This window comes from Methylorubrum zatmanii (genome assembly GCF_014845115.1).
Classification (GTDB): Bacteria; Pseudomonadota; Alphaproteobacteria; order Rhizobiales; family Beijerinckiaceae; genus Methylobacterium; species Methylobacterium zatmanii.
In genome coordinates, this window is sequence record NZ_NKUI01000077.1 from 1 (window position 1) to 26,077 (window position 26,077).

The 26,077-nt window shown below is 69.3% G+C and carries 22 protein-coding genes and 1 pseudogene; 14 read left to right on the forward strand and 9 right to left on the reverse strand.

Annotated features, from left to right (window positions below; genetic code table 11):
* The first annotated feature begins 201 nt into the window (after positions 1-201).
* The 3 genes from ptsN (at position 202) to bchI (ending at position 2,119) form a co-directional block, all read left to right on the forward strand.
* The gene (gene ptsN, locus MZTS_RS10710; RefSeq protein WP_192283819.1) at positions 202-669 is read left to right on the forward strand and encodes a PTS IIA-like nitrogen regulatory protein PtsN; all 468 of its coding nucleotides are present in this window, start codon (positions 202-204) and stop codon (positions 667-669) included.
* A gap of 2 nt (positions 670-671) precedes the next feature.
* Complete coding sequence (locus MZTS_RS10715) at positions 672-1,001, forward strand: hypothetical protein (protein WP_192283820.1); 330 nt, start codon at positions 672-674, stop codon at positions 999-1,001.
* A gap of 104 nt (positions 1,002-1,105) precedes the next feature.
* On the forward strand, positions 1,106-2,119 hold the full coding sequence (gene bchI, locus MZTS_RS10720; RefSeq protein WP_192283821.1) for a magnesium chelatase ATPase subunit I: 1,014 nt from the start codon (positions 1,106-1,108) through the stop codon (positions 2,117-2,119).
* Between the two features lie 113 nt (positions 2,120-2,232).
* Here bchI and MZTS_RS10725 read toward each other — a convergent pair whose 3' ends face one another.
* The 4 genes from MZTS_RS10725 to MZTS_RS10740 form a co-directional block, all read right to left on the reverse strand.
* The gene (locus MZTS_RS10725; protein WP_192283822.1) at positions 2,233-2,871 is read right to left on the reverse strand and encodes a 2,3-bisphosphoglycerate-dependent phosphoglycerate mutase; all 639 of its coding nucleotides are present in this window, start codon (positions 2,869-2,871) and stop codon (positions 2,233-2,235) included.
* A gap of 144 nt (positions 2,872-3,015) precedes the next feature.
* Positions 3,016-3,819, reverse strand: coding sequence for a 4-hydroxy-tetrahydrodipicolinate reductase (dapB, locus tag MZTS_RS10730; RefSeq protein ID WP_192283823.1), 804 nt, complete (start codon positions 3,817-3,819; stop codon positions 3,016-3,018).
* A gap of 74 nt (positions 3,820-3,893) precedes the next feature.
* Entirely contained in the window at positions 3,894-4,583 is a 690-nt protein-coding gene (locus MZTS_RS10735; protein ID WP_192283824.1) for a MarC family protein, read from the reverse strand.
* Positions 4,584-4,616: 33 nt separating this feature from the next.
* Positions 4,617-5,351 (reverse strand): class I SAM-dependent methyltransferase, encoded by a 735-nt coding sequence (locus MZTS_RS10740; protein WP_192283838.1) that lies wholly within the window; start codon positions 5,349-5,351, stop codon positions 4,617-4,619.
* A 215-nt stretch (positions 5,352-5,566) separates the two neighbouring features.
* On the opposite strand from MZTS_RS10740, the gene gloB reads away from it, so the two are divergent.
* From gloB to MZTS_RS10760, 4 genes are all read left to right on the forward strand, one after another.
* A complete protein-coding gene (gene gloB, locus MZTS_RS10745; protein WP_009864861.1) occupies positions 5,567-6,346 on the forward strand; it encodes a hydroxyacylglutathione hydrolase in 780 nt (259 codons plus the stop codon).
* A gap of 153 nt (positions 6,347-6,499) precedes the next feature.
* Entirely contained in the window at positions 6,500-6,652 is a 153-nt protein-coding gene (locus MZTS_RS10750) for a histidine kinase (protein WP_192283825.1), read from the forward strand.
* Positions 6,649-7,653, forward strand: a complete 1,005-nt coding sequence (locus tag MZTS_RS10755) for a site-specific tyrosine recombinase XerD (RefSeq protein ID WP_192283826.1) — start codon at positions 6,649-6,651, stop codon at positions 7,651-7,653. The genes MZTS_RS10750 and MZTS_RS10755 overlap by 4 nt, the downstream gene beginning before the upstream one ends.
* A 157-nt stretch (positions 7,654-7,810) precedes the next feature.
* On the forward strand, positions 7,811-8,965 hold the full coding sequence (locus tag MZTS_RS10760; protein WP_192283827.1) for a GGDEF domain-containing protein: 1,155 nt from the start codon (positions 7,811-7,813) through the stop codon (positions 8,963-8,965).
* A 46-nt stretch (positions 8,966-9,011) separates the two neighbouring features.
* Here the strand turns inward: MZTS_RS10760 and MZTS_RS10765 are convergent, their stop codons facing one another.
* The 3 genes from MZTS_RS10765 to MZTS_RS10775 form a co-directional block, all read right to left on the reverse strand.
* On the reverse strand, positions 9,012-10,214 hold the full coding sequence (locus tag MZTS_RS10765; protein WP_192283828.1) for an ABC transporter permease: 1,203 nt from the start codon (positions 10,212-10,214) through the stop codon (positions 9,012-9,014).
* A 39-nt stretch (positions 10,215-10,253) separates the two neighbouring features.
* Positions 10,254-10,691, reverse strand: coding sequence for a DUF4112 domain-containing protein (locus tag MZTS_RS10770; RefSeq protein WP_246482079.1), 438 nt, complete (start codon positions 10,689-10,691; stop codon positions 10,254-10,256).
* A gap of 85 nt (positions 10,692-10,776) precedes the next feature.
* The gene (locus tag MZTS_RS10775) at positions 10,777-11,949 is read right to left on the reverse strand and encodes an aminotransferase (RefSeq protein ID WP_192283830.1); all 1,173 of its coding nucleotides are present in this window, start codon (positions 11,947-11,949) and stop codon (positions 10,777-10,779) included.
* A 523-nt stretch (positions 11,950-12,472) separates the two neighbouring features.
* Here MZTS_RS10775 and MZTS_RS10780 point away from each other — a divergent pair.
* The 6 genes from MZTS_RS10780 (at position 12,473) to zwf (ending at position 23,907) form a co-directional block, all read left to right on the forward strand.
* Complete coding sequence (locus MZTS_RS10780; protein WP_192283831.1) at positions 12,473-12,646, forward strand: hypothetical protein; 174 nt, start codon at positions 12,473-12,475, stop codon at positions 12,644-12,646.
* 196 nt (positions 12,647-12,842) lie between these two features.
* A complete protein-coding gene (locus MZTS_RS10785; RefSeq protein ID WP_192283832.1) occupies positions 12,843-14,234 on the forward strand; it encodes an MdtA/MuxA family multidrug efflux RND transporter periplasmic adaptor subunit in 1,392 nt (463 codons plus the stop codon).
* Between the two features lie 16 nt (positions 14,235-14,250).
* Positions 14,251-17,388, forward strand: a complete 3,138-nt coding sequence (locus MZTS_RS10790) for an MdtB/MuxB family multidrug efflux RND transporter permease subunit (protein WP_192283833.1) — start codon at positions 14,251-14,253, stop codon at positions 17,386-17,388.
* Positions 17,385-20,699: an efflux RND transporter permease subunit gene (locus tag MZTS_RS10795; RefSeq protein WP_192283834.1), complete on the forward strand. Its 3,315-nt coding sequence runs from the start codon at positions 17,385-17,387 to the stop codon at positions 20,697-20,699. The genes MZTS_RS10790 and MZTS_RS10795 overlap by 4 nt, the downstream gene beginning before the upstream one ends.
* A gap of 70 nt (positions 20,700-20,769) precedes the next feature.
* Complete coding sequence (locus MZTS_RS10800) at positions 20,770-22,290, forward strand: efflux transporter outer membrane subunit (RefSeq protein ID WP_246482080.1); 1,521 nt, start codon at positions 20,770-20,772, stop codon at positions 22,288-22,290.
* A gap of 108 nt (positions 22,291-22,398) precedes the next feature.
* Positions 22,399-23,907, forward strand: coding sequence for a glucose-6-phosphate dehydrogenase (zwf, locus tag MZTS_RS10805; protein ID WP_192283835.1), 1,509 nt, complete (start codon positions 22,399-22,401; stop codon positions 23,905-23,907).
* A 109-nt stretch (positions 23,908-24,016) separates the two neighbouring features.
* Here zwf and leuB read toward each other — a convergent pair whose 3' ends face one another.
* Positions 24,017-25,126 (reverse strand): 3-isopropylmalate dehydrogenase, encoded by a 1,110-nt coding sequence (leuB, locus tag MZTS_RS10810; protein ID WP_192283836.1) that lies wholly within the window; start codon positions 25,124-25,126, stop codon positions 24,017-24,019.
* Between the two features lie 136 nt (positions 25,127-25,262).
* Complete coding sequence (locus MZTS_RS10815; protein ID WP_192283837.1) at positions 25,263-25,583, reverse strand: hypothetical protein; 321 nt, start codon at positions 25,581-25,583, stop codon at positions 25,263-25,265.
* Between the two features lie 255 nt (positions 25,584-25,838).
* Between MZTS_RS10815 and MZTS_RS10820 the strand changes: the two are divergent.
* Positions 25,839-26,077: pseudogene (locus MZTS_RS10820) on the forward strand (hypothetical protein); the annotation flags it as partial.

The following is a 26,077-nucleotide window of genomic DNA, read 5'->3' on the forward strand; positions in this document are numbered from 1 at the left end:
CGGGTGGGTCGACCCACCCGCCGACCGTCGTTGAGGCAAGGCCCGTCCCGGGCAGCCTCGGGCGGGATTGAGCGCCCTCATGGACGTCCGAGGGCGGACGATCCGTGAAGGCGATCTGAGCCTGGGCCGTACCGCCCCGGTACCCGCGCATGGGAAAGCGGGATCGCCGGATGGATCCCGCCGACGAGGCGTTAAGTTTTCATGCCGATACTTGAATTCCTGAATCCGGATTCCGTGGTCTCGTCCCTGCGTGTGCGGGACAAGAAACACGGACTCCAGGAGCTCGCCGCTCAGGCTGCCCGTCGTCTCGACGGGCTGTCCGAGCGCGACATCTTCGAGACGCTGCTGCAGCGCGAGCGCCTCGGCTCCACCGGGATCGGCGACGGCGTGGCGATTCCCCACGGCAAGCTCAGCCAGCTCGACCGGCTGTTCGGCCTCGTCGCGCGGCTGGAAAAGCCGGTGGATTTCGACGCCCTCGACGGCCAGCCCGTCGACGTCGCCTTCCTGCTGCTGGCGCCCGAGAGTGCCGGCGCCGACCACCTGAAGGCACTGGCCCAGGTGGCCCGGCTCCTGCGCGAGCCGGGCATGCTGGAACGCATCCGCAGCGCCCGCGACGCCACGGCCCTCTATGCCCTGCTGGTCCACGGGCCGGCGACCCAGGCGGCCTGAGGATGGGCGTCTCCGGCTTGCGCGCCGTTCTCATGGCGGGACTCCTCCTCCTGCCGGGCAGTCTCCGGGCCGAGAGCGAGGCGGCTTGCGCCCGCGACGTGCTGGTGGCCGGGTCGATGCAGCGACAGGCCATCGAGCAACTTGAGAGCGGCGGCGACGACGATGCGAGCCGCTGCCGCGTCTGGCGCCGCCATGTCGAGACCATGCGCCGCATCGCCGGCGTCTACGGGCGCTGCCTGTCCGGCCCCGAACGGACCGAGCGCCTCGGTCAGGTCCAGACCTCGGAAAAGGAATTCGCCGGCTTGGTACGAACCCGCTGCCGGGGATTGTGAAGCCGAGCGTGGCTGTCCGCTCCGGCAGAATCGTGCATGATCGGGTCTCCCGCCCGTGAGCCCGCTCCGGGCCTATCCGGCCCCGGCCAGGGAAGCTGATCGCCTTGCCTGCATTTCCGTTCACCGCCATCGTCGCCCAGGAGGAGATGAAGCGGGCCCTGCTGATCGCGGCGGTTGATCCGTCGGTCGGCGGCGTCCTCGTCTTCGGCGACCGCGGCACCGGCAAATCCACGGCGATCCGCGCCCTGGCCGCCCTGCTGCCGAAGATCCGCGCGGTGGTGGATTGTCCCTATTCCTGTGCCCCTGAGAGCCCGGCGGCCGAATGTCCGCATTGTGCCCGGGGGCGGGGCAAGAGCCATCTGATCCCGGTCCCGGTGGTGGATCTGCCGCTCGGCGCCACCGAGGACCGGGTCGTCGGCGCCCTCGATCTGGAGCGGGCGCTGACCAGGGGTGAGAAGGCGTTCGAGCCGGGCCTGCTCGCACGGGCCAATCGCGGCTTTCTCTACATCGACGAGGTGAACCTCCTGGAGGACCATCTCGTGGACCTTCTACTCGATGTCGCCGCCTCCGGCGTCAACACGGTCGAGCGCGAGGGCCTGTCCCTGCGCCATCCGGCCCGCTTCGTCCTGGTCGGCAGCGGCAACCCGGAGGAGGGGGAGTTGCGCCCGCAGCTCCTCGACCGTTTCGGCCTCGCCTGCGAGGTGACGACGCCGACGGACATCCCCACCCGGATCGAGGTGGTGCGTCGGCGCGACGCCTATGAGCGCGACCGCGACGGGTTCTGCGCGGGGCATGCCAAGGCCGAGAAGGCCCTGCAGAAGACGATCCTGTCCGCTCGCGAGCGCCTGGATGCGGTCACGGTGCCGGATACGGCTCTGGAAGATGCGGCGCGGCTCTGTCTGGCGCTGGGCACGGATGGCTTGCGCGGCGAACTCACCCTGATGCGGACCGCCCGGGCGCTCGCCGCCCTGGACGGGGCGGAGGCCGTGACGACAGCGCATCTCCGGCAGGTCGCGCCGAGCGCCCTGCGTCACCGCCTGCGCCGCAATCCCCTCGACGAATCGGGCTCGACAGCGCGGGTGGCCCGGGCCGTCGAGGAGGTTCTGGGAGCGGGGTGAAAGACCCCTCATACGACATCCAGTCAACCCCTTCGGGATGGCGGATGTCGTCATCGCTCAAGCGCCGCGCGGGCTCCTGATACGGTTCCCGCTTGGATCAAGCGGAAACCATATCAGTCGTCCTGATCGATATCCTTGTCGAGGATCGTCTTCGACTCGACCGTGGTGTCGGCCTTGAGCCGGTAGACGAGCGGGATGCCGGTGGCGATCTCGACGCTCGCGATGGTCTTGGTGGTCATGCCGTCGAGCACCATCACCAGCGCCCGCAGGGAATTGCCGTGGGCGGCCACCAGCACCCGCTCGCCGACCATCACCCGCGGCAGGATCGCCTGGATGTAATAGGGCAGCACCCGTGCCGCCGTGTCCTTCAGGCTCTCGCCGCCGGGCGGGGGCACATCGTAGGAGCGGCGCCACTCGTGGACCTGGGCATCGCCCCAACGCTCCCGGGCGTCGTCCTTGTTGAGGCCGGAGAGATCGCCGTAATCGCGCTCGTTGAGGGCCTCGTTGCGGATCGTCTCCAGGCCGCCCTGGCCCATCTCCTCCAGGATCAGCGCGCAGGTGTTCTGAGCGCGGCGCAGGTTCGAGGTGAAGGCCACGTCGAAACGGGTGCCCTGGCTCTTGAGCCAGCGGCCGGCCTGGCGGGCTTCCTGAACGCCGAGTTCGGTCAGATCCGGATCGCGCCAGCCGGTGAACAGCTTCTTGAGGTTCCACTCGCTCTGGCCGTGCCGAGCGAGGACGAGCAGGCGCTCCATGGGAATCGTCTCTCCGGGGATGGCGGTGCGAGGCCGCCGCTGCAGCGCGCGGTCTCGGGATCGTGGCCGGGCCTCTAGCAGAGGCGCTCCCTCCTCCCAAGCCCGAGCCTGACGTTAAGTCGGAATCGTCATCCGGACGAAGGTCTAACGCGCCAGCCCGAGCACGTCGTCCATGCCGTAGAGGCCCGGCGGCTTGTCGAAGGCCCATTGCGCCGCCTTCAGGGCGCCACGGGCGAAGATCGCCCGGTCTTCGGCATGATGGGACAGGGTGATGCGCTCGGACGGGCCGGCGAAGATCACGCTGTGATCGCCGACGACGGACCCGCCGCGCAGGGTGGCGAAACCGATATCGCCGGGCCGGCGGGCGCCGGTATGCCCGTCGCGGGTCGAGACCCGGGTTTCGGCGAGCGCCACCTGTCGGCCCTCCGCCGCCGCCTCGCCGAGCAGCAGGGCGGTGCCCGAGGGGGCGTCGACCTTCATGCGGTGGTGCATCTCCAGCACCTCGATGTCGAACTCCTCGCCCAGCGTCGCCGCCACTTGGCGGACCAGGCCGGCGAGCAGGTTCACCCCGAGGGACATATTGCCCGAGCGGACGATGCGGGCGTGATAGCTCGCCGCCGTCAGACGCTTCAGGTCGTCCTCGGAAAAGCCGGTCGTGCCGATCACGTGGACGATGCGGGCCTGGGCGGCGAGGTCGGCGAAGGCGAGCGTCGCGGCGGGCGCGGTGAAGTCGAGCACGCCGTCGGCGGCCACGAAGAGCGACAGCGGGTCGTCGGTCACCGGCACACCGAGTTCGCCGATCCCGGCCAGTAGCCCGGCATCCTTCCCCAGGGCGGCCGAGCCGGGCCGCTCGATGGCGCCGTGCAGCGTGCAACCCTTGGCCTCCGCGACCGCGCGGATCAGCATCCGGCCCATGCGCCCCTCGGCGCCGACAACGACGAGCTTCATGATGATCGACTTCACGCTTCGATGGGTGGCGGGCTTCTCGCCGGCCTTTTAGCCCAGTTTGCCGCCGACCGGCATCAAATCCTCTGCGTGGTGAGCAGCGGGCCGAGCACGTCGGTGACGCCGTTCACCGTGATCTGCGTGCCGACGCAGAGCAGCAGGAAGGCGGAGAGCCGCCCGAGAACGCGGGCCCGCACCGGGCCGATCAGCGTCACCACCCGGTCGGAGGAGCCGTAGGTGAGGCGGACCATGCCGGCGATGGCCAGCGCCGCCAGCGAGGCACCGACGAAGAAGGCGGCGAGATCCGCCGGCTCGGATGGGCGGTTGGCGCCGAGCGCGATGGCTACGGCGATGGTGCCGGGCCCCGTGGTGAAGGGCAGGGTGAGGGGGAAGAAGGCGATCTCGGCCAGGTTCTCGCGGCTCTCCGGCGCCGCCTCGGCATGTTTGCGGGCCTCGCGGGTTTCGGGGGCGCTGAGCAGCGTCCAGGCGGAGGCGGCCACGAACAGGCCGCCGGCGATGCGCAGCGCCGCCAGCGACACGCCGAAGAAGTTGAGGATCGGGGCACCGGCCCACAGGGCGGCCAGCATGACGAGGGCGGCGTAGAAGCCGATCCGGCGCGACAGCTCGGCCCGCTCGCCCTGCGAGCGCGTGGCGGTGACCTGGGCGAAGATCAGCGCCGAACCGACCGGGTTCACGATGGAGAAGAGGCCGGACAGGGCGAGCAGGAAGCTCGTCAGCGCGGCTTCGAATCCGACGGAGGCCAGCATGCGGGCTCGGCATTTCGTGACGTCGGGAAGGCCTTACCCCGGCTGTCCGGCCGGTACCAGCACGCGGGCCGGCACGCGGCTTTCCAGCCGGCGCACCTGCCGCACCGTGACCGGCCGGTAGAGCTGCTTCGTGGCGTCGACGACGTGCAGGCCGGCGAACGGCATGGCGAGGCCTGTGCCGAACCGCTCCCAGGCGGCGGCGCTGCGCAGCCAGAACCGGCTGCGGATCGGCGGCATGTAGAGTGTTTCCGCCCAGCCCTCCGGCGAGAACAGCGTCTCGCGCATCAGCCGCGACAGCTGAGAGCGGCTATAGGGCTGGCCATGGCCGAAGGGCGTCGCGTCCCGCCGTGCCCAGACGCCGGTGCGGTTGGGCACGACGAGGATCATCCGCCCGCCCGGCGTCAGCACCCGCCAGACATCGGCGAGCAAGTCGCTCGGGCTCTCCACCGCCTCCAGGGCATGGACGAGGATCACCCGGTCGACGGCCGCTTCCGGCAGGGGCAGCATCGTCAGGTCCGCGAGCGCCGTCACCGAGCGTCCGCTGGAGGGCCAGTTCACCACCCCCTGCGTCGCCGGCATGAAGGCGAGCGTCCGCTCGGCGATGACATGCACGGGGCCGAGATAGGGCGTGACGTAGCCGAGCCCGAGCACCCGCAGGCCGGAGACCGAGCCGAGGAAGCCGTGGATCGCCCGGCCGACGACGCGGTGTGTGACGACCCCGAGGGGACTGGCGTAGAAGGCGCGCAGGTCCGTGACGTCGAGGCGCATCGGATGGGGTGCCGGCACGGCCGGTTGTCCTCCGGGGGGCTGATGCCGCATCAATGGGGATCGCGGGCGCGTCCGGCAAGCGTGGCCGCGCTCGCGCAAGCGGAACCGTCCCCGCGATGCACCGGTTCCTGGCCGGGCTTCCTGTTCCTCGCAGGGTTTCTTGGCCGGCCCTCGCGGCCGGGCTCGGGCCCGCATCCCTCGCGAAAGGCTTCCCGATGGCGAACACGCCTCCCGAGATCCGCACCTTCCTGTGCCGCAGCGACAATATCGGCGTGCTGATCCGCGATCCCGCCAGCGGCGCTTGCGCGGCCATCGACGTGCCGGAGGCGGAAGCGGTGCTCGCCGCCCTCGACGCGGAGGGCTGGCGCCTCACCGAGATCCTCGTGACCCATCGCCACGCCGACCATATCGAGGGCATTCCCGAGGTGGTCGAGCGCACCGGTGCGCGGGTGACGGCGCCGGACAAGGCCCGTGCGGCGGTGCCGGGCGCGGCCCGCTACGTCTCCGAGGGCGATACCGTGACGGTCGGCGGCCTGACCGCTACGGTCTGGGAGACGCCGGGCCATTGCGCCGACCATGTCACCTATCATTTCGCCGATGCCGGCGTGGTCTTTGCCGGCGACACCCTGTTCACCCTCGGCTGCGGCCGGGTGATGGAGGCCGAGCCCGAGACGCTGTGGCGTTCGCTGACCCGCTTCCTCGACCTTCCCGACACGACGGAGGTCTATAGCGGCCACGATTACGTGCTTTCCAACGGCCGCTTCGCCCTGGCCGCCGATCCTGACAACGCTGCCCTGAAGCAGCGCGTGGCCGAAGCCGAGCGGCTCGCCGAGACGGGCGGCTTCCTGATCCCCTCCACCATCGGCGCGGAGAAGGCGACCAATCCGTTCCTGCGGGCGGGCGAGCCGGCCCTCGCCCGTTCCGCCGGAAGCGAGCCGGGGGCCGATCCGGCCGCGGTCTTCACCGCCCTGCGGAGCTGGAAGAACCGATTCTGACGTTTGGACAGGCGGCGACCGTTCCACAACGCGACGCCGCCTGTGCTTTCCCGGATCTTGCCTTCGGGCCGGGGCCATGTGATCGAAACCCACGGTTTGCGCATCGCAACACGACCCGCTCGTCCGCGTCCCCTCGGCGAAAGGCCGGTTCCCTTGCCCACCCTGTTCCGTTTCCTCGCGACGATCGCGATCCTCGCCGGCCTTGTCTTCGCCGGAATGTTCGCGCTCGCCACCTTCGTCGAGCCGACACCGCGTGAGATGAGTGTCACCATCCCCGGTTCGAAGCTCCAGCCGGGCGGTCGATGAGCGCAGGCAATCCGCCCGAGCCGCCCGGAACGGGGCGGCCGGAGGATCCGGCGCAGCCCTTTCTCGACATGCTCGCCGCCGAGCGCGGCGCGGCGGCCAACACCCTGGCCGCCTACCGGCGCGACCTCGACGATTATTGCGGCTACCTCGCGCAGGAGGGCCTCGCTCCCGAGGAGGCGGAGGCCGAGCATGTCCGCGCCTACATCGCCTCCCTGGAGCCGCGGGGGCTGAAGGCCTCCTCGGCGGCGCGACGGCTCTCCTGCATCCGTGGCTTCCACCGCTTCCTCTACGCGGAAGGTCTGTCGGACACCGACCCGACCGCGCCGGTCGCCGCCCCGCGCCGAGCCAAGGGATTGCCGAAGATCCTGTCCGTGGCGGAGGTCGATCGCTTGCTCGCCACCGCCCGCGAACGGGTCGAGGTGTCGCGAGAGAGTCGAACGGAGGCACGGGCCGCCGCGCGGATGCTGTGCCTGCTCGAATTGCTCTACGCCACGGGCCTGCGCGTCTCCGAACTCATCGCCCTGCCGCGCTCGGCCGCGGCCACGCGGGAGCGCTACCTCGTGGTCAAGGGCAAGGGTGGACGCGAGCGGCTTGTGCCACTCACCGACCTCGCCCGCGATGCGATGCGGGCCTATGTTCTGCATCTCCCGGCCGAGGGGGCTTGGCTGTTTCCCGCCGAGAGCGAGAGCGGCCACCTGACCCGTCAGGCCTTCGCCCGGGACCTGAAGCTCGCGGCGGCGGCGGCGGGCCTGAGGCCCGACCGGGTGAGCCCGCACGTGCTGCGCCACGCCTTCGCCAGCCATCTTCTGCAGAACGGCGCGGATCTGCGGATCGTGCAGGAATTGCTGGGGCATGCCGATATCTCGACGACGCAGATCTATACGCATGTCCTCGATGAGCGTCTGAAGGGTATGGTGCGTGACCTGCATCCGTTGAACAACCGAGATGAGGCTCTGGAAATAGACATTCGTCCTGCGAATTCCTGTGAAGGACCGCGCTAGGCGGACCTTTATACGATCGGCGCAACGGAATTTTATCTGTTGTCGCTTCAGGTGCTGTGCATTGCTTTTCACGTCGCTGTTGCCCGCCTTCTGAAGTCGGGCAGGCGCGATGGAGAGGACACGACGCTCGAACCTGCGCGGGCGGATCCAGGAACCGATGCGCCTCGATGTCCCGACGCTCTTCATGATGACGGTGGCCGTCACCTTCACGGTGGGGGTTCTCTTCCTGTTGTCGTGGAGCCAGACCCGGCGGGAGCGGGCCCTCGCCATCTGGGGCGTCGCCCATCTGATCGGAGGCGTCTCCTCGCTGATGCTGGCCCTGCGCGGCCAGATCCCGGATATCCTGTCGATCGGCCTCGCCAACGGGCTGATGATCGGCGCCTACGGCATGATCTGGAGCGGGGTGCGCGCCTTCGAGGGCCTTCGGCCGCGCCTCGGCTGGGCCGCCTGCGGCGGACTGGCATGGCTGGCGGCCTGCCTCGTTCCGACCTTCTACGACTCCATCGTCCTGCGCATCCTCCTCGCCTCGATCCTGGCCGGGGCCTTCTGCGCGTCCGGTGCGCACGCGATCTGGCGGGGCCGCGAGGAGGCGCTCGTCTCGCGCTACCCCGCCATCGTGCTGCTCGCGACCTATGCCGGGCTTTACTGGATGCGCATCCCGCTGACGCTCACCCTGCCGATGCCCACCACCATCGACGCGGACTCGCCCTGGTTCGCCATCCTCTGCTTCAGCGGAACGCTGTTCTCCATCGCCATCGCCTTCGTGTTGATGGCACTGACGAAGGACCGGGCGGAGCGGGAGCAGCGCCTCGCCGCCGAGACCGACCCGCTCACGGGCGTCGCCAACCGCCGCGCCCTGGTGGCCCGCTCCGAGCGCCACCTCGCCGCCGCGCCCGCCGCCTTGCTGCTGTTCGATCTCGACCATTTCAAAACGGTCAACGACCGTTACGGCCACGCCGTCGGCGACGCCGTCCTCGCCGCTTTCTGCCAGATCGCGGCGCCGCTGCTGCCGGCCGGGGCGGTGTTCGGCCGGATGGGCGGTGAGGAATTCGCCTGCCTGCTGCCCCGTCTCGACGAGCGCGCCGCGGCTCTGGCAGCGGAGCGGGTCCGGTCGGCGGTGGTGCTGTTCGCCCATCCCGACTTTCCGGATCTGCGGATGCGGGTCAGCATCGGAGCGGCGGCGGAGAGCCAGATCGGTGGCAGCCTCGATTATCTCCTGCGGCAGGCCGACGAGGCTCTCTACCGCGCCAAGAATGCCGGCCGCGACCGGGTGGTGATCGGCCGGGGACGCGGGCGGGCCGTCGCGCGCTGAGCCCCGCCCATCCGGGACGGCCCGATCCCGTCGCGTGGGAGGCGGATCAGCCGAAGGTCTTCCTCGGATCGAAGGCGTCGCGCACCGCCTCGCCCGCGAAGACCAGCAGGCTCAGCATCGCCGCCACCACGAAGAAGCCGGTCAGGCCGAGCCAGGGCGCGTTGATGTTGTCCTTGCCCTGAGCCAGCAGCTCGCCCAGCGACGGCGAGCCCGGCGGCAGGCCGAAGCCGAGATAGTCGAGCGAGGTCAGCGTGGTGATCGAGCCGTTCAGGATGAACGGCAGGAAGGTCAGCGTCGCCACCATGGCGTTGGGCAGCAGGTGCCGGGTCATGATGCGCACGTTCGACAGCCCGAGCGCCCGTGCCGCGCGGACATACTCGAAATTGCGGGCGCGCAGGAACTCGGCGCGCACCACGCCGACGAGCGCGGTCCAGGCGAACAGGGTCAGGATGCCCAGCAGGGTGAAGAAGCTCGGCACGAGGAAGGCCGACATGATGATGATGAGGTACAGCGTCGGGATCGCGCCCCATATCTCGATGACACGCTGGAAGATCAGGTCGGTCCAGCCGCCGAAATAGCCCTGGACCGCGCCCGCGATCACGCCGATCACCGACGAGATGCCGGCGAGCACGAGGCCGAACAGGACCGAGATGCGGAAGCCGTAGATCACCCGCGCCAGCACGTCCCGAGACGCGTTGTCGGTGCCGAGCCAGTGCCACTCGATGTCGCGGCAGCCGAGGGCGCGGCCGTCAGTCTTCACTCCGGCCCGCTCGGCCACCGGGCGGCATTGCTCGTCGCTCAGCATCCAGGTCGGTGGGGAGGGCGACGGCGTCGGCAGGTCGCTCATGAAGGTGTTGTAGGAATAGGGGATCGGCGGCCAGAGCACCCAGCCGTTCGATTCGATCTCCTGCCGCGTCTCGGGGGCGCGGTAATCGGTCTGGGCGAGGAAGCCGCCGAACTTCTCGTCCGGGTAGTCGACGAGGACGGGAAACAGCCACTCGCCCTTGTACTGCATCAGGATCGGGCGGTCGTTGGCGATGAACTCGGCGAACAGGCTCAACACGAACAGGGCGGCGAAGAGCACGGCCGACCAATAGCCGCGCCGGTTGGCCCGAAAATTCGCCAGCCGGCGCCGGTTGAGGGGCGAGAGGCCGCGGCGGGAGGCGGTCGGCAGAGCCTGCATCTGCGGCGCGTTGCCCGGCGCGGTGACGGGCACCGCGTCGGGTTCGGGGCGCAGGTGCTCGTTCATCGGCTCAAACCCTCCCGCTCAGGGCCGCCGAAGCCGGGCTCAGTCGAGCCGGACCGCCGTGCCCTCGATCTCGCTCGGCCGCAAGCTGCCCTTGCGCTCCAGATGGCGGCGCAGCAGGCGCACGTTGCGACGGTTCGCCTTGAAGGCGGCGTCGAGCAGGTCGCCCGCCAGCGGCACCGAGCCCACCGCGCCGTCGAGGGCGACGTTGGCCATCATGCGCCAGACGAGCCAGCGCGGCGCGCCGAGCCGTTTCGCCTCGTAGACGATGTACGAGGCAATCGCCATGCCCGCGATGTCGCCGAGCACGGGAACGAGGCCGATCACCGCGTCGAGGCCGACGCGGCGGTTGATGCCCGGTAGGACGAAGAGCGTGTCCATCACGTGGGCGAGCTGTTCCAGGCGCTGGAGGCTCGCCTCCGTTCCGGTATCGGTGAAGCGGCGCAGCTGGGCTGCACCTTCGGGCTCGCGATAGGCCATGCCGGGCGTGTGGGCGGAGGGGGTCATGGGCAGGGATGTGGCCCCGCCCTTCCCCCTGCACAAGGAAGCGGAAGACCGGCGCCGCTCACCGCTGATGAAAAACGTCGCCGAGCCGTGCGACCGCCGCATCGAGGGTGGCGTCGGTCTTGGCGAAGCAGAAGCGGACGAGGTTGGTCACGTCGCCCCGTTCATAGAACGCGCTGACGGGGATGGCGGCGACGCCCCGCTCCCGCACGATCCGCTCGCAGAAGGCGGTGTCGTCGAGGCCGAAACCGGCGATGTCGACGGTGAGGAAGTAGGTGCCCGCGCTCGGCATGACCGTGAAGCCGAGCCCCGAGAGCCCCGCCGCCAACCGGTCGCGGGAGCGGCCGAGTTCGGCCCGCATCCCAGTGAAGTAAGCGTCGTCCTTGGACAGCCCGTAGGCCACTGCCTCCTGCAGATTCGGCGGCGTGGTGAAGGTGAGGAACTGGTGCGCCCGCGAGAGGATGCGCATCAGCGGCTCGCATGCCATGACGAAGCCGACCTTCCAGCCGGTGAGGCTGAAGATCTTTCCGGCCGAGCCGATCTTCACCGTGCGTTCGCGCATTCCGGGCAGGCCCAGCAGCGGAACGTGGGGCCGGCCGTCGAAGACCACGTGCTCCCACACCTCGTCGCAGATCGCCACCGCGTCGAAGCGGCGGCAGAAGTGGCTCAGCAGCGCGAGGTCCTCGCGCGCGAACACCGTGGCGCTCGGGTTGAGCGGATTGTTGAGCAGGACGATGCGGGTCCGCTCGGAGAAGACCTCCGCCAGGGCCGTCTCCTCGATGCGGAAATGCGGGGGGCGGAGCGTGACGAAGCGCGGCACGCCGCCGGCCCTGCGCACCAGCGGCAGGTAGGCGTCGTACATCGGCTCGAACAGCACGACCTCGTCGCCGGGGCGCACCAGGGCCATCAGGGCCCCGGCCAGAGCCTCCGTGGCGCCCGAGGTCACCATCACCTCCCGCTCGGGGTCGAGGTCGAGGCCCTGATGATGCCGGTAATGCGCGGCGATGGCCGTGCGCAGGGAGGGCAGCCCCATCATCGGCGGATACTGGTTGCTGACCTGCTCCAGCGCCCGCGCGGCGGCGGCCCGCACATCGTCCGGCCCCTGGCCGTCGGGGAAACCCTGGCCGAGATTGATCGCCCCGTATTGTCGCGCGAGGCGCGACATCGTTTCGAACACGGTTTCCGGCAGTTCGGAGAAGACCGGGTGGGCAGGCTGATTCGCAGGCAGATTCATGGCGTTCGGATTGTGTCGCGGCCCGTGGAGATGTCTTCGCAGAGCGGTCGCTCCGCTCCAAGGGAGTTCGCGCAAGACGGGAACATGTCGAATAACTTGATCGTGCGTGGGATCGGCGGCTCCGAAGACAAGGGGGGCTACGACGATGCTTTGCGAAAGGCTCGCCGCTTCTAGATCGGAGCGTGCGGTGACGCACATGAGTTTGCGCGGAACGCGTCGGAGCCTCGTTTCGACGGCTGACGAATGTTGACGATCATCAGTCGTAAGCGCATGGTTTGTCCACGGTCGGACCGGCCGCCGCACCGAAGAGACTTCGCCCCCTCGTTTCTTCAGTGTGGCAGGCCGGTCCGGTCGTCAGTTGAAAAAGGCCGCCGCTTCAAACGGCGGCCTTTTTCCTGTTCGTCTCCCCGCCGCCGGTCGGCTCGACTGTCTGCCGGCCTGCGGGGCCGGTGAGGTCGCGATGTGTTTTCCGGCCGCCGGAATCCACCTTTGGGGACGATGCTCAGGGAGAGTTCGGCGGATCATGCGGCTGGGAACCTGCCTTCTCCTCGCGATCCTGTCCGGCGTCACCGGGCTCGGCCTGCGGGTCGCGCTGCCGGTCACTCCGGTCGACGCATCGTTTCGCGACGTGATCCGCTCCTATCAGCCGCAGGGCGCGGCCGGCGCCAGCAACATGCCGGAAACCTCGGCGCCGTAGGAACACCGCATTGACCGGCGAGGCTGACGCGGAGTCCCGAAGGGGGCGGCCCTCTTAGGCCGGTAAAGCCTGGCGCTCGGGCAGCGACCTCCGGGATCGGGCGATGCGGCAACAAGGATTCAGCACATCGTGCCGGATCTGATACCCGGTTTGGGGCGCCGAACCGGCCCGCGTCCTGTGTCGATGAGTGTGAAGGATGAACGAGAGTTCGCCGATACGCAGGGAGACGGCCCGGGAATACCCGGTTGCCGATCCCGTTCCAGCTTCGGCTCCGGTCCGGCGGCGCAGCCGTTTCGGCCGCTGGATGCTCGCGCTCCTGATCCTCGGGGGCGTCGGCGCCGTCGCGCACCGGACCTATGACGCCCGCCAGAAGCCCGCCGAGGAAACGGCCCAGGCGCCCGGCCGCGGCGGCCACGGTCGTGGCGGCCGGTCCGCCGAGATGAAACAGGCGGTCGGCGTCGCGCCGGTCGTGACCGGCGACATGCCGGTCGTCCTCCAGGGGCTCGGCACGGTGACGCCGCTGGCGACCGTCTCGGTCCGCTCGCAGATCAACGGCTATCTCACCAAGATCGGCTTCCGCGAAGGCCAGATGGTGAAGGAGGGGGACTTCCTCGCCCAGATCGACCCGCGGCCCTACGAGGCCCTGCTCGCCCAGTACCAGGGCCAGCTCGCCCGCGATCAGGCGCTGCTGCAGAATTCGAAGCTCGACCTCCAGCGCTACCAGACGCTGAACCGGCAGGATTCGATCTCGAAACAGAACGTCGACACCCAGGCCGCCCTGGTGAAGCAGAACGAAGGCACGGTCGCCGCCGACCAAGCACTGGTCGATCAGCAGAAGCTCAACCTGACCTATGCCCGGATCGTCTCGCCGGTCGAGGGCCGGGTCGGCCTGCGGCAAGTCGATCTCGGCAACTACATCACCGCCGGCTCCACCAACATCGTCGTGGTCACGCAGCTCCACCCGATCTCGGTGGTGTTCACCCTGCCGGAGGACGACGTGGCCCGGGTGATGCGGCGCGTGCGCGAGGGCGCCAAGCTCACGGTCCGCGCCTACGACCGCAGCGACCAGCACGAGATCGCCACCGGCACGCTCGACACGGTCGACAACCAAATCGACACGACCACCGGCACGGTGAAGCTGCGGGCGATGTTCGAGAACGGCGACGAGAGCCTGTTCCCGAACCAGTTCGTCAACGCGCGCCTCACCGTCGAGACGATCCGCAACGCGCCGCTGGTGCCGAACGCCGCGATCCTGCGCGGCACGCCGGGCACCTACGTCTATCTGATGGACGGCGACGACAAGGTCACCGTGCGCCCGATCAAGACCGGCGAGACCGATGGCCTGAACACCGTGGTGGTGTCGGGCCTCAACCCCGGCGACCGTGTCGTCACCGACGGCACCGACCGCCTGCGCGACGGCGCGCCGGTGCGGGTGGTCGGGCACGCGCCCGGCCCGCAGGCGGCCGGCCCCGCGGCAGGGGCGCCGGGCGCGACACTGCCGACCACGCCGGCGGCCGGCGCTCCGGCCGAGGCGGCGGCGAACCAGCCCAGCCAGGAGCGCCGGGGACGCCGGCGGCCGGCGCCGTGAGCGGGGGAGGGGCATCATGAACCCGTCCCGCCTCTTCATCCTGCGGCCGGTTGCCACGACCCTGTCGATGCTGGCGATCCTGATCGTCGGCGCGGTATCGTATCTGAACCTGCCGGTCTCGGCCCTGCCCGCCGTCGATTACCCGACGATCCAGGTGCAGACCTTCTATCCCGGCGCCAGCCCGGAGGTGATGACCTCCGCCGTCACCGCGCCGCTGGAACGGCAATTCGGCCAGATGGCCAACCTCAACCAGATGTCCTCGCAGAGTTCGGCGGGGGCGTCCGTCATCACGCTCCAGTTCACCCTCGACATCCCCCTCGACATCGCCGAGCAATCGGTCCAGGCGGCGATCAACGCGGCGGGCAACCTGCTGCCGACCGATCTGCCGGCCCCGCCGATCTACGCCAAGGTCAACCCGGCCGACGCGCCGGTCCTGACGCTGGCGCTCACCTCCACGACGATGCCGCTCACCCAGGTGCGCGACCTCGCGGAGACCCGGCTCGCGCAGAAGATCAGCCAGATCGCGGGCGTCGGCCTCGTCAGCATGGGGGGCGGGCAGCGGCCGGCGGTGCGGGTGCGCTTCAACTCCCTGGCTTTGGCCGCCTACGGCCTCAACATCGACGACCTGCGCACCACCATCGCCAACCTCAACGTCAACACGCCCAAGGGCAATATCGACGGGCCGACCCAGTCCTACGCCATCAACGCCAACGATCAGGTGCGCGACCCGGCGGTCTATGCCGACGCGATCATCGCCTATCGTAACGGAGCCCCGGTGCGTCTCACCGATGTGGCGCAGGTGGTGGACGGGGCCGAGAACACCCGGCTCGGCGCCTGGGCCGACCGCACCCCGGCGGTGATCCTCAACATCCAGCGCCAGCCCGGCGCCAACGTCATCGACACGGTCGACCGGATCAAGAAACTGCTGCCGCAGCTTCAGGCGACGATGCCGGCCTCGGTCGCGGTCGCGACGCTCACCGACCGCACCACGACGATCCGCGCCTCGGTGCACGACGTGCAGTTCGAGCTGATGCTCGCCATCGCCCTCGTGGTGATGGTGATCTTCCTGTTCCTGCGCAGCTTCTCGGCGACGCTGATCCCGAGCCTGTCGGTGCCGCTCTCGCTGATCGGCGCGCTCGCAGCGATGGATGCCTGGGGCTTCTCCCTCGACAACCTGTCGCTGATGGCGCTCACCATCGCCACCGGCTTCGTCGTGGACGACGCCATCGTCGTGATCGAGAACATCGCCCGCCATGTCGAGGAGGGCGACAGCCCGTTCGAGGCGGCGCTGAAGGGGAGTCGGGAGATCGGCTTCACCATCATCTCGCTCACCGTCTCGCTGATCGCGGTGCTGATCCCGCTGCTGTTCATGGGCGACGTGGTCGGCCGCCTGTTCCGGGAATTCGCGATCACCTTGGCTGCCACCATCGTCATCTCGGCGGTGGTGTCGCTGACCCTGGTGCCGATGCTCTGCGCCCGGCTCTTGAAGCCGGTGGTTCACGGCGCCGACACCCCGGCCGCCCGGCGCGAAGGCCCGATCGCCCGGTTCGGCCGGCGGCTCAATGACGGCGTCATCGCCCTGTATGGCCGGGCGCTGCGGGTCGTGCTGGCGCATCAGGGCCTGACCTTGCTCGCCACCCTCGGCACGGTCGCGCTCACCGCCTACCTGTTCGTGGTGATCCCGAAGGGTTTCTTTCCCGTGCAGGACACGGGCGTGATCCAGGGCATCAGCCAAGCGGACCAGAGCGTTTCCTACGAGGCCATGGCCGAGCGTCAGCAGCAATTGGCCGATCTGGTGCTGAAGGATCCCGACGTGGCGAGCCTCTCGTCCTTCATCGGCGTGGACGGGCAGAACGTCACCCTCAATTCCGGGCGCTTCCTCATCAACCTCAAGCCGCGCGAGCAGCGGCAGTCGGATGCCAGCGCGATCATCCGCCGGCTCACCGCCGCGACCAGCGGGGTGCCGGGCGTGCGGCTCTACATGCAGCCGGTGCAGGATCTGACGATCGATACGGCGGTCTCGGCGACGCAGTATCAGGTCATCCTCGAGAACCCGAACCTGTCGGATTTCGAGACCTGGGTGCCGCGCTATGTCGAGGCCCTGCGCCGCTCGCCCCTGCTCGCCGACGTGACCAGCGATTATCAGGGCAATGGGCTCGCCGCCTTCGTCACCATCGACCGGGCCACCGCCGGCCGTTACGGCATCACCCCGGCCACCATCGACAACGTGCTCTACGATGCCTTCGGCCAGCGCATCGTCTCGACGATCTTCACCCAGTCGAACCAGTACCGGGTGATCCTGGAGGCGAACCCGGCGCTGCACACGACCCTCGCCTCCCTCGACAACCTCTATCTGCCGTCATCGACCGCCCCGTCGGGGCAGGTTCCGCTCTCGGCGGTGGCGAAGGTGGAGGAACGCCGCGCGCCGCTGCTGATCGGCCATCTCGGCCAATTCCCGGCCACCACCGTTTCCTTCAATCTCGCCCCGGGCGTGGCGCTGGGGCAGGCCGTGGACGCCCTCGACGCCGCGCGCAAGGACATCAACCTGCCGGCTAGCTTCAACGTGGTGCCGCAGGGCTCGGTCTTCGCCTTCGAATCGGCGCTCTCGAACGAGCTGTTCCTCGTCTGCGCGGCGATCATCACCGTCTATATCGTGCTCGGGGTGCTCTATGAGAGCTTCATCCACCCGATCACCATCCTCTCGACCCTGCCGTCCGCCGGCATCGGCGCCCTGCTCGGGCTGATGTGGTTCGGGCTCTCCCTCGACATCATCGCGATCATCGGCATCGTGCTCCTGATCGGCATCGTGAAGAAGAACGCGATCATGATGATCGACTTCGCGCTCCAGGCCGAGCGCGAGGAGGGCAAGGCCCCGCGGGACGCGATCTACGAGGCCTGTCTGCTGCGCTTCCGCCCGATCCTGATGACGACGCTCGCCGCCCTGTTCGCGGCGGTGCCGATGATCCTCGGCTCGGGCGTCGGCTCGGAGCTGCGCCAGCCGCTCGGCATCGTCATCGCGGGTGGCCTGATCGTCAGCCAGATGCTGACGCTGTTCACGACGCCGGTGATCTATCTCGCCTTCGACCGGCTGGAACGCCGGATCATGCGGCGTCGGGAGGGAGACGGGCTGGCGCCGGGCGGGGCGAGGCCGTGAATCTCTCCGAACCCTTCATCCGCCGGCCGGTCGCGACCACGCTGCTGACCGTCGGCCTGCTGCTGGCCGGCCTGTTCGCCTATGTGCGCCTGCCGGTGGCACCGCTGCCGCAGGTCGATTTCCCGGTCATCCTCGTCCAGGCGCAGATGGCCGGCGCCTCGCCGGAAACCATGGCGACCACGGTCGCCGCCCCGCTGGAGCGGCGGCTCGGGGCCATCGCCGACGTCAACGAGATGACCTCGACGAGTTCCACGGGCACCGTGCGGATCGTTCTCTTGTTCGGCCTCAACCGCGACATCGACGGCGCCGCCCGCGACGTACAGGCGGCGATCAACGCCGCGCGGGCCGACCTGCCGACCTCGCTGCGCACCAACCCGACCTATCGCAAGTTCAACCCGGCGGATTCGCCGATCCTGATCCTCGGGCTCACCTCCGACACGCTGACCCCCGGCCAGCTCTACGATTCCGCCGCGACCATCGTGCAGCAGCGGATGAGCCAGATCGAGGGCGTCGGCAATGTCGATATCGGCGGCTCGTCGCTGCCGGCGGTCCGGGTCGAACTCGATCCGACCGCCCTGTTCCATTACGGCATCGGCCTGGAGGGGATCCGAGCGGGCTTGGCCTCGGCCAACGCCAATTCGCCCAAGGGCGACATCGTGGCGGGGGAGCGCCGCTACCAGCTCTACGCCAACGACCAGGGCCGGCAGGCCTCCGACTACCGCGACATCGTCGTGGCCTACCGCAACGGCGCCGCCGTGCGCCTCGCGGATGTCGGCGAGGTGGTCGATTCGGTCGAGGACAAGCGCAATCTCGGCCTCGTCGACGGCAAGCCGGGCGTGATCCTGTTCATCTACAAGCAGCCAGGCTCGAACGTCGTCGAGACCGTGGCGCGGGTGCGCGCGGCGATTCCGCAGGTGAAGGCGGCTCTGCCAGGCGACATCGACCTCGACATTTCCGGCGACCGCTCCGCGACGATCCGGGCTTCGCTGGCGAGCACCGAGGAGACGCTGCTCGTCGCCATCGGCCTCGTGATCTTCGTCACCTTCATCTTCCTGCGCTCCTGGCGGGCGACGCTGATTCCGGCGGTGGCGGTGCCGATCTCGATCATCGGCACCTTCGCGGCGATGTGGCTGCTCGGCTATTCCCTCGACATCCTCTCGCTGATGGCGCTCATCATCGCCACCGGCTTCGTGGTGGACGACGCCATCGTCGTCCTGGAGAACATCCAGCGGCATATCGAGGCCGGAACGCCGCGGGTCGAGGCGGCGCTGCTCGGCGCCCGCGAGGTCGGCTTCACCGTCGTCTCGATGAGCCTGTCGCTGATCGCGGTGTTCCTGCCGATCCTGCTGATGGGCGGCATCGTCGGACGGCTGTTCCAGGAATTCGCGGTCACGCTGTCGATGGCGATTCTCGTCTCGCTCGTGCTCTCGCTGACGACCACACCGATGATGTGCGCGCTGCTGCTCAAGCCGGAGGCGCAGGCCCATGCGGGCAAGCGGCCCAACCTCCTGATCCGGGGGCTGGAGGCCGGCTTCGACGGATTGCTCGCCGGCTACGAGCGGACCCTGCGGATCGCGCTCCATCACCGCCGCCTGACGGCGCTCAGCGTCTTCATCGCCATCGGGCTCACCGTCTACGGCTACATCATCGTGCCGAAGGGCTTCTTCCCCGATCAGGATACCGGCCAGCTCATGGGCGGCATCCAGGCCGACCAGCGCATCTCGTTCCAATCGATGAAGGACAAGCTGGAGCGGGCCAGCGCCATCGTCCAGGCGGATCCGGCGGTGAGCAGCGTCGTCGGCTTCACCGGCGGGCGCGGCACCAACTCGGCCAACGTCTTCGTCGGCCTCAAACCCCTCGGAACCCGCGATTCCATCGAGACGGTGATGAACCGTCTCCGGCCGAAGCTCGCCCAGGTGGCGGGCGCGCGCCTGTTCCTGTTTCCGCGCCAGGACCTGAAGATGGGCGGGCGGCAGAGCTTCGCCCAGTATCAGTACACCCTCCAGGGCGACACCGCCGACGAGCTCTACGCCGCCTCGCCGAAGCTGCTGCAGGCGCTGCAGAAGCGCACCGACATCTTCGCCGACGTGACCTCCGATCAGCAGGAGGGCGGGCTGGAGAGCCGCCTCGTCATCGATCGCGCGAGCGCCTTCCGCTACGGCATCACCCCCGACCAGATCGACAACACCCTCTACGATGCCTTCGGGCAGCGGCAGGTCTCGACGATCTACAACCCGCTCAACCAGTATCACGTGGTGATGGAGATCGCGCCGCGTTACCTCCAGAACCCGGAGGTGCTGAAGACGATCTACGTCTCGACCACCGGAGGGCGGGCGCGCGGCTCGGCCACCACCAATGCCGTCGCCGGAACGGTGCAGGGCGGCGGGACGACGACCGCCTCGCAGGCCTCGACCTCCGGCACCTCCACCACCGACACGGCGGCGAGCCTCGCCGCCGATTCGGCGCGCAACGCCGCCTCCAACGCCATCGCCGCGAGCAAAGGCGGCGCCTCGTCGAGCGCGCCGGTCTCGAGCGCCAAGGAGACCATGGTCCCGCTCTCGGCCTTCGCCCGCTTCGAGACCGGCAACGCCCCGGTCCAGGTGGCGCATCAGGGCCTGTTCGTGGCGACCACGATCTCGTTCAACCTCGTGCCGGGCAAGAGCCTCAGCGACGCCACCGCCGTGATCGACCAGACCATGGCCGAGCTTCAGCTGCCGCAGACGATCCACGGCGAATTCGCGGGCGCGGCCAAGAGCTATCAGGAATCGGCCTCACGCCAGCCGCTGCTCATCCTCGCCGCCCTGCTCGCGGTCTACGCCGTGCTCGGAATCCTGTACGAGAGCTACGTGCATCCGCTCACGATTCTCTCGACCCTGCCCTCGGCCGGCATCGGCGCCATCGTCGCCCTGCTCACCACAGGCACCGAGTTCACCATCATCGCCCTGATCGCGGTCTTCCTGCTGATCGGCATCGTCAAGAAGAATGCGATCCTGATGATCGACTTCGCCCTCGATGCCGAGCGCAGCCGGGGATTGTCCCCGGGCGAGGCGATCTTCGAGGCCTGCCTCCTGCGCTTCCGGCCGATCATGATGACGACGCTCGCCGCCCTGCTCGGCGCGGCCCCGCTCATCATCGCCGGCGGCGAGGGCGCCGAGCTGCGCCGGCCCCTCGGCACCGCCATCGTCGGTGGGTTGATCGTCAGCCAGATCCTGACCCTCTACACGACTCCGGTCGTCTACCTGTATCTCGACCGTCTCCGGCTCTGGGCGAAGCGTCGCCGGGGCGGACCCGCGACGGTGCCGGCCGAGTGAGGATGGTTGTTTCGTGACACGTGATTCGCGCCATAACCCTCCGCCCGCCGCGGGGGAGGGGGCTCTGCGGATGCAGGGCGGGAGCAGACTCGGCTGTGCAGCCTTCTTTCGCCTCGCCGGCCTCGCCGTCCTCGGCCTGTCCACCTCCGGCTGCCTTGTCGGGCCGGACTACACGCGCCCCTCGGTCGAGACGCCGTTGGGCTTCAAGCAGGGCGGCCTGCGGGAGGACAGCCTCGCCTATGTCCAGGCGCAGAAGGGCTGGCGCCCGGCCGCGCCCAACGACGCGGCCGAGCGCGGCGATTGGTGGCGCGTCTTCAAGGACCCGACCCTCGACCGCCTGATCCGTTCCATCGACGTCGACAACCAGAACCTCCGCGCGCAGATCGCCGTCTACGATCAAGCCCGCGCCCTGGTCGCCCAGGCCCGCGCCGCCCTGTTCCCGACCGTGATCGGCGCGCCGAGCATCACCCGCTCGCGGGCGCTCGGCGCCGAGCGCACCACCGTGTCGCTGCAGGGGCAGGCAAGCTGGGAGCTCGACCTGTTCGGCGGCATCCGCCGCCAGATCGAGAGCGACGTGGCCTCGGCCCAGGCCTCCGCCGCCGACCTCGCCCTGGTGCGCCTCAGCCTCCAGGCGGAACTGGCGACCAACTACCTCCAGCTCCGCTACCAGGATTCGCTGAAGCGGGTGCTGGAGGAGAATGTCGAGGGCTTCAAGCGCAGCCTCGCCATCGCCGAGAACCAGTACAAGGCCGGCGTCGCCGCCCGCTCCGACGTCATCACCGCGCAGACGCAGCTCCAGACCACCCAGGCCTCGCTGATCGCCGTCGATCTGCAACGGGCGACCTTCGAGCATGCCGTGGCGATCCTGACCGGGCGCCCGCCCTCGGAGGTGAGCCTCGCCTTCGCGCCCCTGCCGGTGCGTCCGCCCTCCGTCCCCGTCGGCATCCCCTCCGATCTCCTGGAGCGACGGCCCGATATCGCCCAGGCCGAGCGGCTGGTGCAGGCGCAGAGCGAGCAGATCGGTGTGGCGATCTCCGCCTTCTACCCCACCGTGACGCTCTCGGCCTCGGGCGGCTTCTCGGGCGCCACCAGCAACGGGGTGTTCTCCGCCGCCAACCGGGTCTGGTCGATCGCCGCCAATGGCAGCCAGGTGTTCTTCGATGGCGGCGCCCGCGCGGCGGTGCTGCAATCGGCGCGCGCGGCCTACGAGGCGGCGGTGGCCAATTACCGCCAGACGGTGCTGACCGCCTTCGGCGAGGTCGAGAACGGGCTGGCCGGGGTGCGCATCCTCGCCCGGCAGCAGGCCAAGCAGGACGAGGCGGTCGCCTCCGCCCGCCGTGCGGTCGAGATCGCGCTCAACGAGTACCGGGCCGGCACGCAGAACTACACCACCGTGGTCACCGCCCAGGCGCTGCAGATCAACAATGAGATCACCGCCCTGCAGATCCGCCTCACCCGCTTCACCACCGCCGTGGCCCTGATCCGGGCGCTCGGCGGCGGCTGGGATACCCGCTTGCTGCCCACCGGCGAGGAGCTGAAGGGCGTGCGTCTGCCGATCGATCGCGGCACCGCCCTGCGCACGGACGAGTAGGGCTGCGCCGGGCTCGGATCAGCTCGGCCGGAACATGGGGCCTGCGATGCTGTTGAAACCGGGATTCCACCGGCCGGCCTCTCGCCGGCCGGCAGCCCCGGATGACCCATGCCCGATGCCTGCGTTCACGACACGCCCGACACGCCGCAGGCCCCGCCCTGCACCCTGTTGATCTTCGGAGCCGGGGGCGACCTCACCAAGCGCCTGCTGATGCCCGCCCTCTACAATCTGGCCGGCGGCGGGCTCCTGGCCGAGGGCTTCTCGGTGCTCGGGGTCGATCACAACCCGCTCACCGACGAGGGCTGGCGCGACGACCTCACCGGGACGATGGACTCCTTCACCAAGGATCCTTCCGCCGAGTTCCACGCCGAGCGGATCGACCCGAAGCCCTGGGGCTTCATCCGCGACCGGCTGCACGTGATGCAGGGCGATTTCGCCGACGAGGCGACCTATCGCGACCTCGCGGACCGCCTCAGCGGCAATGTCGTGTTCTACCTCGCCGTGGCCGCGCGCTTCTTCGGCCCGGTGGTGGAGGGCCTGGGCAAGGCGGGCTTGCTCAAGCAGACGGACGGTGCCTTCCGCCGGGTCGTGATCGAGAAGCCGTTCGGCTCGGATCTCGACTCCGCCAAGGCGCTCAACAAAACGATCCTCGCCCAGGCCGACGAGGCCCAGTTCTACCGGATCGACCATTTCCTGGGGAAGGAGACGGTCCAGAGCATCATGGCGATCCGCTTCGCCAACGGCATGCTGGAGCCGATCTGGCGACGCGAATACGTCGATCATATCGAGATCACCGCCGCCGAGACCATCGGCGTCGAGGAGCGCGGCGGCTTCTACGAGCCCACGGGCGCGCTGCGCGACATGGTGCCGAACCACCTGTTCCAGCTTCTCTGCATGGTGGCGATGGAGCCGCCGAACAGCTTCGACGCCGAGGCTGTGCGCAATGAGAAGGCCAAGCTGGTCCAGGCAATCCGCCCCGTGACCCCGGAGAACGCCGTGCGCGGCCAGTACTCGGCTGGACAGGAGGGCGGGCACGCCGTTCCCGCCTATCGCGACGAGCCGGACGTGGCCAAGGATTCGCGGACCGAGACCTACGCCGCCCTGAAGCTCGAGATCGAGAACTGGCGCTGGGCCGGCGTGCCGTTCTATCTGCGCACCGGCAAGCGCATGGCCGGGCGGCGCACGGAGATCGCCATCCATTTCAAGCCGCCGCCCTTCGCCCTGTTCCGCGAGGCGGGCGGGGCCGACCTCGCCCCAAACGTCATGCGCCTGCGCATCGATCCCGAGCCCGGCTCCGCCACCCGGATCAACGTGAAGCGGCCGGGGCCGCAGATGCATCTCGCCCCGGTCGAGACCGGTTTCCGCTACGGCGACTTCTTCGATCCCGCGCCGACGGTCGGCTACGAGACGCTGCTCTACGATTGCATGATGGGCGACCCGACCCTGTTCCAGCGCGCCGACAGCATCGAGGCGAGCTGGGCCGCCGTCGATCCGCTGCTCAAGGCCTGGAAGGACGCCCCCGTCGCCTCCTACGTGGCCGGCAGCCCCGGACCGGAGGAGGCGGACGCGTTGCTCGCCCGCGACGGGCGGGCTTGGCTGCCGCTCGACGAGGGGTGAGCGGACCGCTTCACGGTCATCGCGTCAACGAAGCCATCCACCTGCGCGCCTCGCCTGGACGAGGGGGCAGGGGATTGCCTCGCTGCCGTGACAGTGTGGGGTCGTGCGCTCAGGCCGCCTGCGCCTCCAACTCGCGCAGGATCGCGTCGCCCATCTCCGCCGTGCTGATCGGCGTCTGGCCTTCGCCGACGATGTCGCGGGTGCGCGCCCCGGCGGCCAGCGCGCGGGTGATCGCGTTCTCCACGAGGTCGGCCGCCTCGCCGAGGCCGAAGGAATAGCGCAGGCACATGGCCAGCGATCCGATCATCGCGATCGGGTTGGCGTAGCCCTTACCGGCGATGTCGGGCGCCGAGCCGTGGACCGGCTCGTAGAGCGCCTTGCGGGTGCCCCGCTCATCCGCCGCGCCGAGCGAGGCGGAGGGCAGCATGCCGAGCGAGCCGGTCAGCATCGCCGCCACGTCGGAGAGCACGTCGCCGAACAGGTTGTCGGTCACCAGCACGTCGAACTGCTTCGGGCGCCGCACCAGCTGCATGGCGCAGTTATCGGCCAGCACGTGCTCCAGCTCGACCTCGGCGTAATGCTCGCCGTGGACGCGGGTGACGACTTCCTTCCACAGGACGCCGGTCTTCATCACGTTGTTCTTTTCCGCCGAGGCGACCCGGCCCGAGCGCTTGCGGGCGAGATCGAAGGCGACATGGGCGATCCGCTCGATCTCGGCGGTGGTGTAGACCTGGGTGTCGACCGCCCGCTTCGAGCCGTCCTCAAGCGTGGTGATCTCCTTCGGCTCGCCGAAATAGACGCCGCCGGTGAGCTCGCGCACGATCATGATGTCGAGGCCCTCGACCAACTCGCGCTTGAGGGCCGAGGCGTCGGCCAAAGCCGGGTAGCAGATCGCCGGCCGCAGGTTGGCGAACAGGCCGAGATCCTTGCGCAGGCGGAGCAGGCCGGCCTCGGGACGGATGTCGTAGGCCACGCCGTTCCATTTCGGTCCGCCGACGGCGCCGAGCAGGATCGCGTCGGCCGCGTCGGCTTTGGCCAGCGTCTCATCGGCGAGGGGCTTGCCGTGGACGTCGATGGCCGCACCGCCGACGAGGTCGCGCTCGGTCTCGAAGGAGGCGAGACCCGCCCGGTTGAGCCAACCGACGACCTTCTCCACCTCGGCCATCACCTCGGGGCCGATGCCGTCGCCGGGCAGGAGCAGAAGCTTGTAGGTGGTCATGGGGCTGGCTCCGGGCTGGTGCCGCGCCATCTCGCGCGGCAGCGCGCGCGATCATCGCGCCAAGTCCGGGGCTCTATCGGGGGGATTTCATGGCTGCAAGTCCGCCGCGCACGATCCGGCCGTCACCGGCCTGCCCTCAGCCGCCGCGCTTGGCGGAGCGGAAGGGCCGCAGCATCCAGGCCATCCGCCCGACCTCGTCCTCGTCCCGGCGCGCGGCGGGGCGGGCGGCCCGCTCGGGAGCGGAGGTGCCGATCTCGTGCACGATCTGCCCGAGCAGCGGCGGCAATTCCTGGCCGTACTCGTCGAGCAGCACCGCGGCGTCGAGTAGGGCCTGGACTTGGTCGTCGGGGATCGGCCGGCTCTTGATCTGCGCATCGAGCGCCTGATCGGCCAGCAAGGTCGCGAGGCGTGAGACCTCCGACAGACCGGCGGGTGGTGCAGAAAGACCGCTGCTCATCGATGGATGCCCTCTCGATCGATCGAAAACCCAGAATAATCCCAGGTTGGTGAGCCAATCGTTTCTTTGCCTCGTTTCGTTCCATCCCGCCGATTGCGCTGCGGCGAAGCGGCTGTGCATCGGTCGTGAGTCGCATGTCCACCGGACGGGCAGATGTTCTAAGGTTCAGTCGTGCATTGCCTGATTTTCTCCCCCTCCCGTGGCGCAGGGCGCCGGCTCTTTCCCCGCATGATCGGAAGGGGGCTCCTCGCGAGCATGGCCCTGGCCGTCGCCGCGCCCCAGGCGTCGGCCGCTCCGCCGCCGGGCGGCAACGCGGCCTGCTACGTGACGGGCGGAGGCGCCTTGGAAATCTGCCGCTCGGCGGACGAGGCCGAGGGCGTCTACGTCGTTCCGCCGCCCTGCCGCTTCGTCCACGACGTTCAGATCCTGCGCCTCAAGGAGACCGGGCCTCCCGGCCCGATAAATCACCTGAAGCGGGCCGGGAGGCCCGGTCT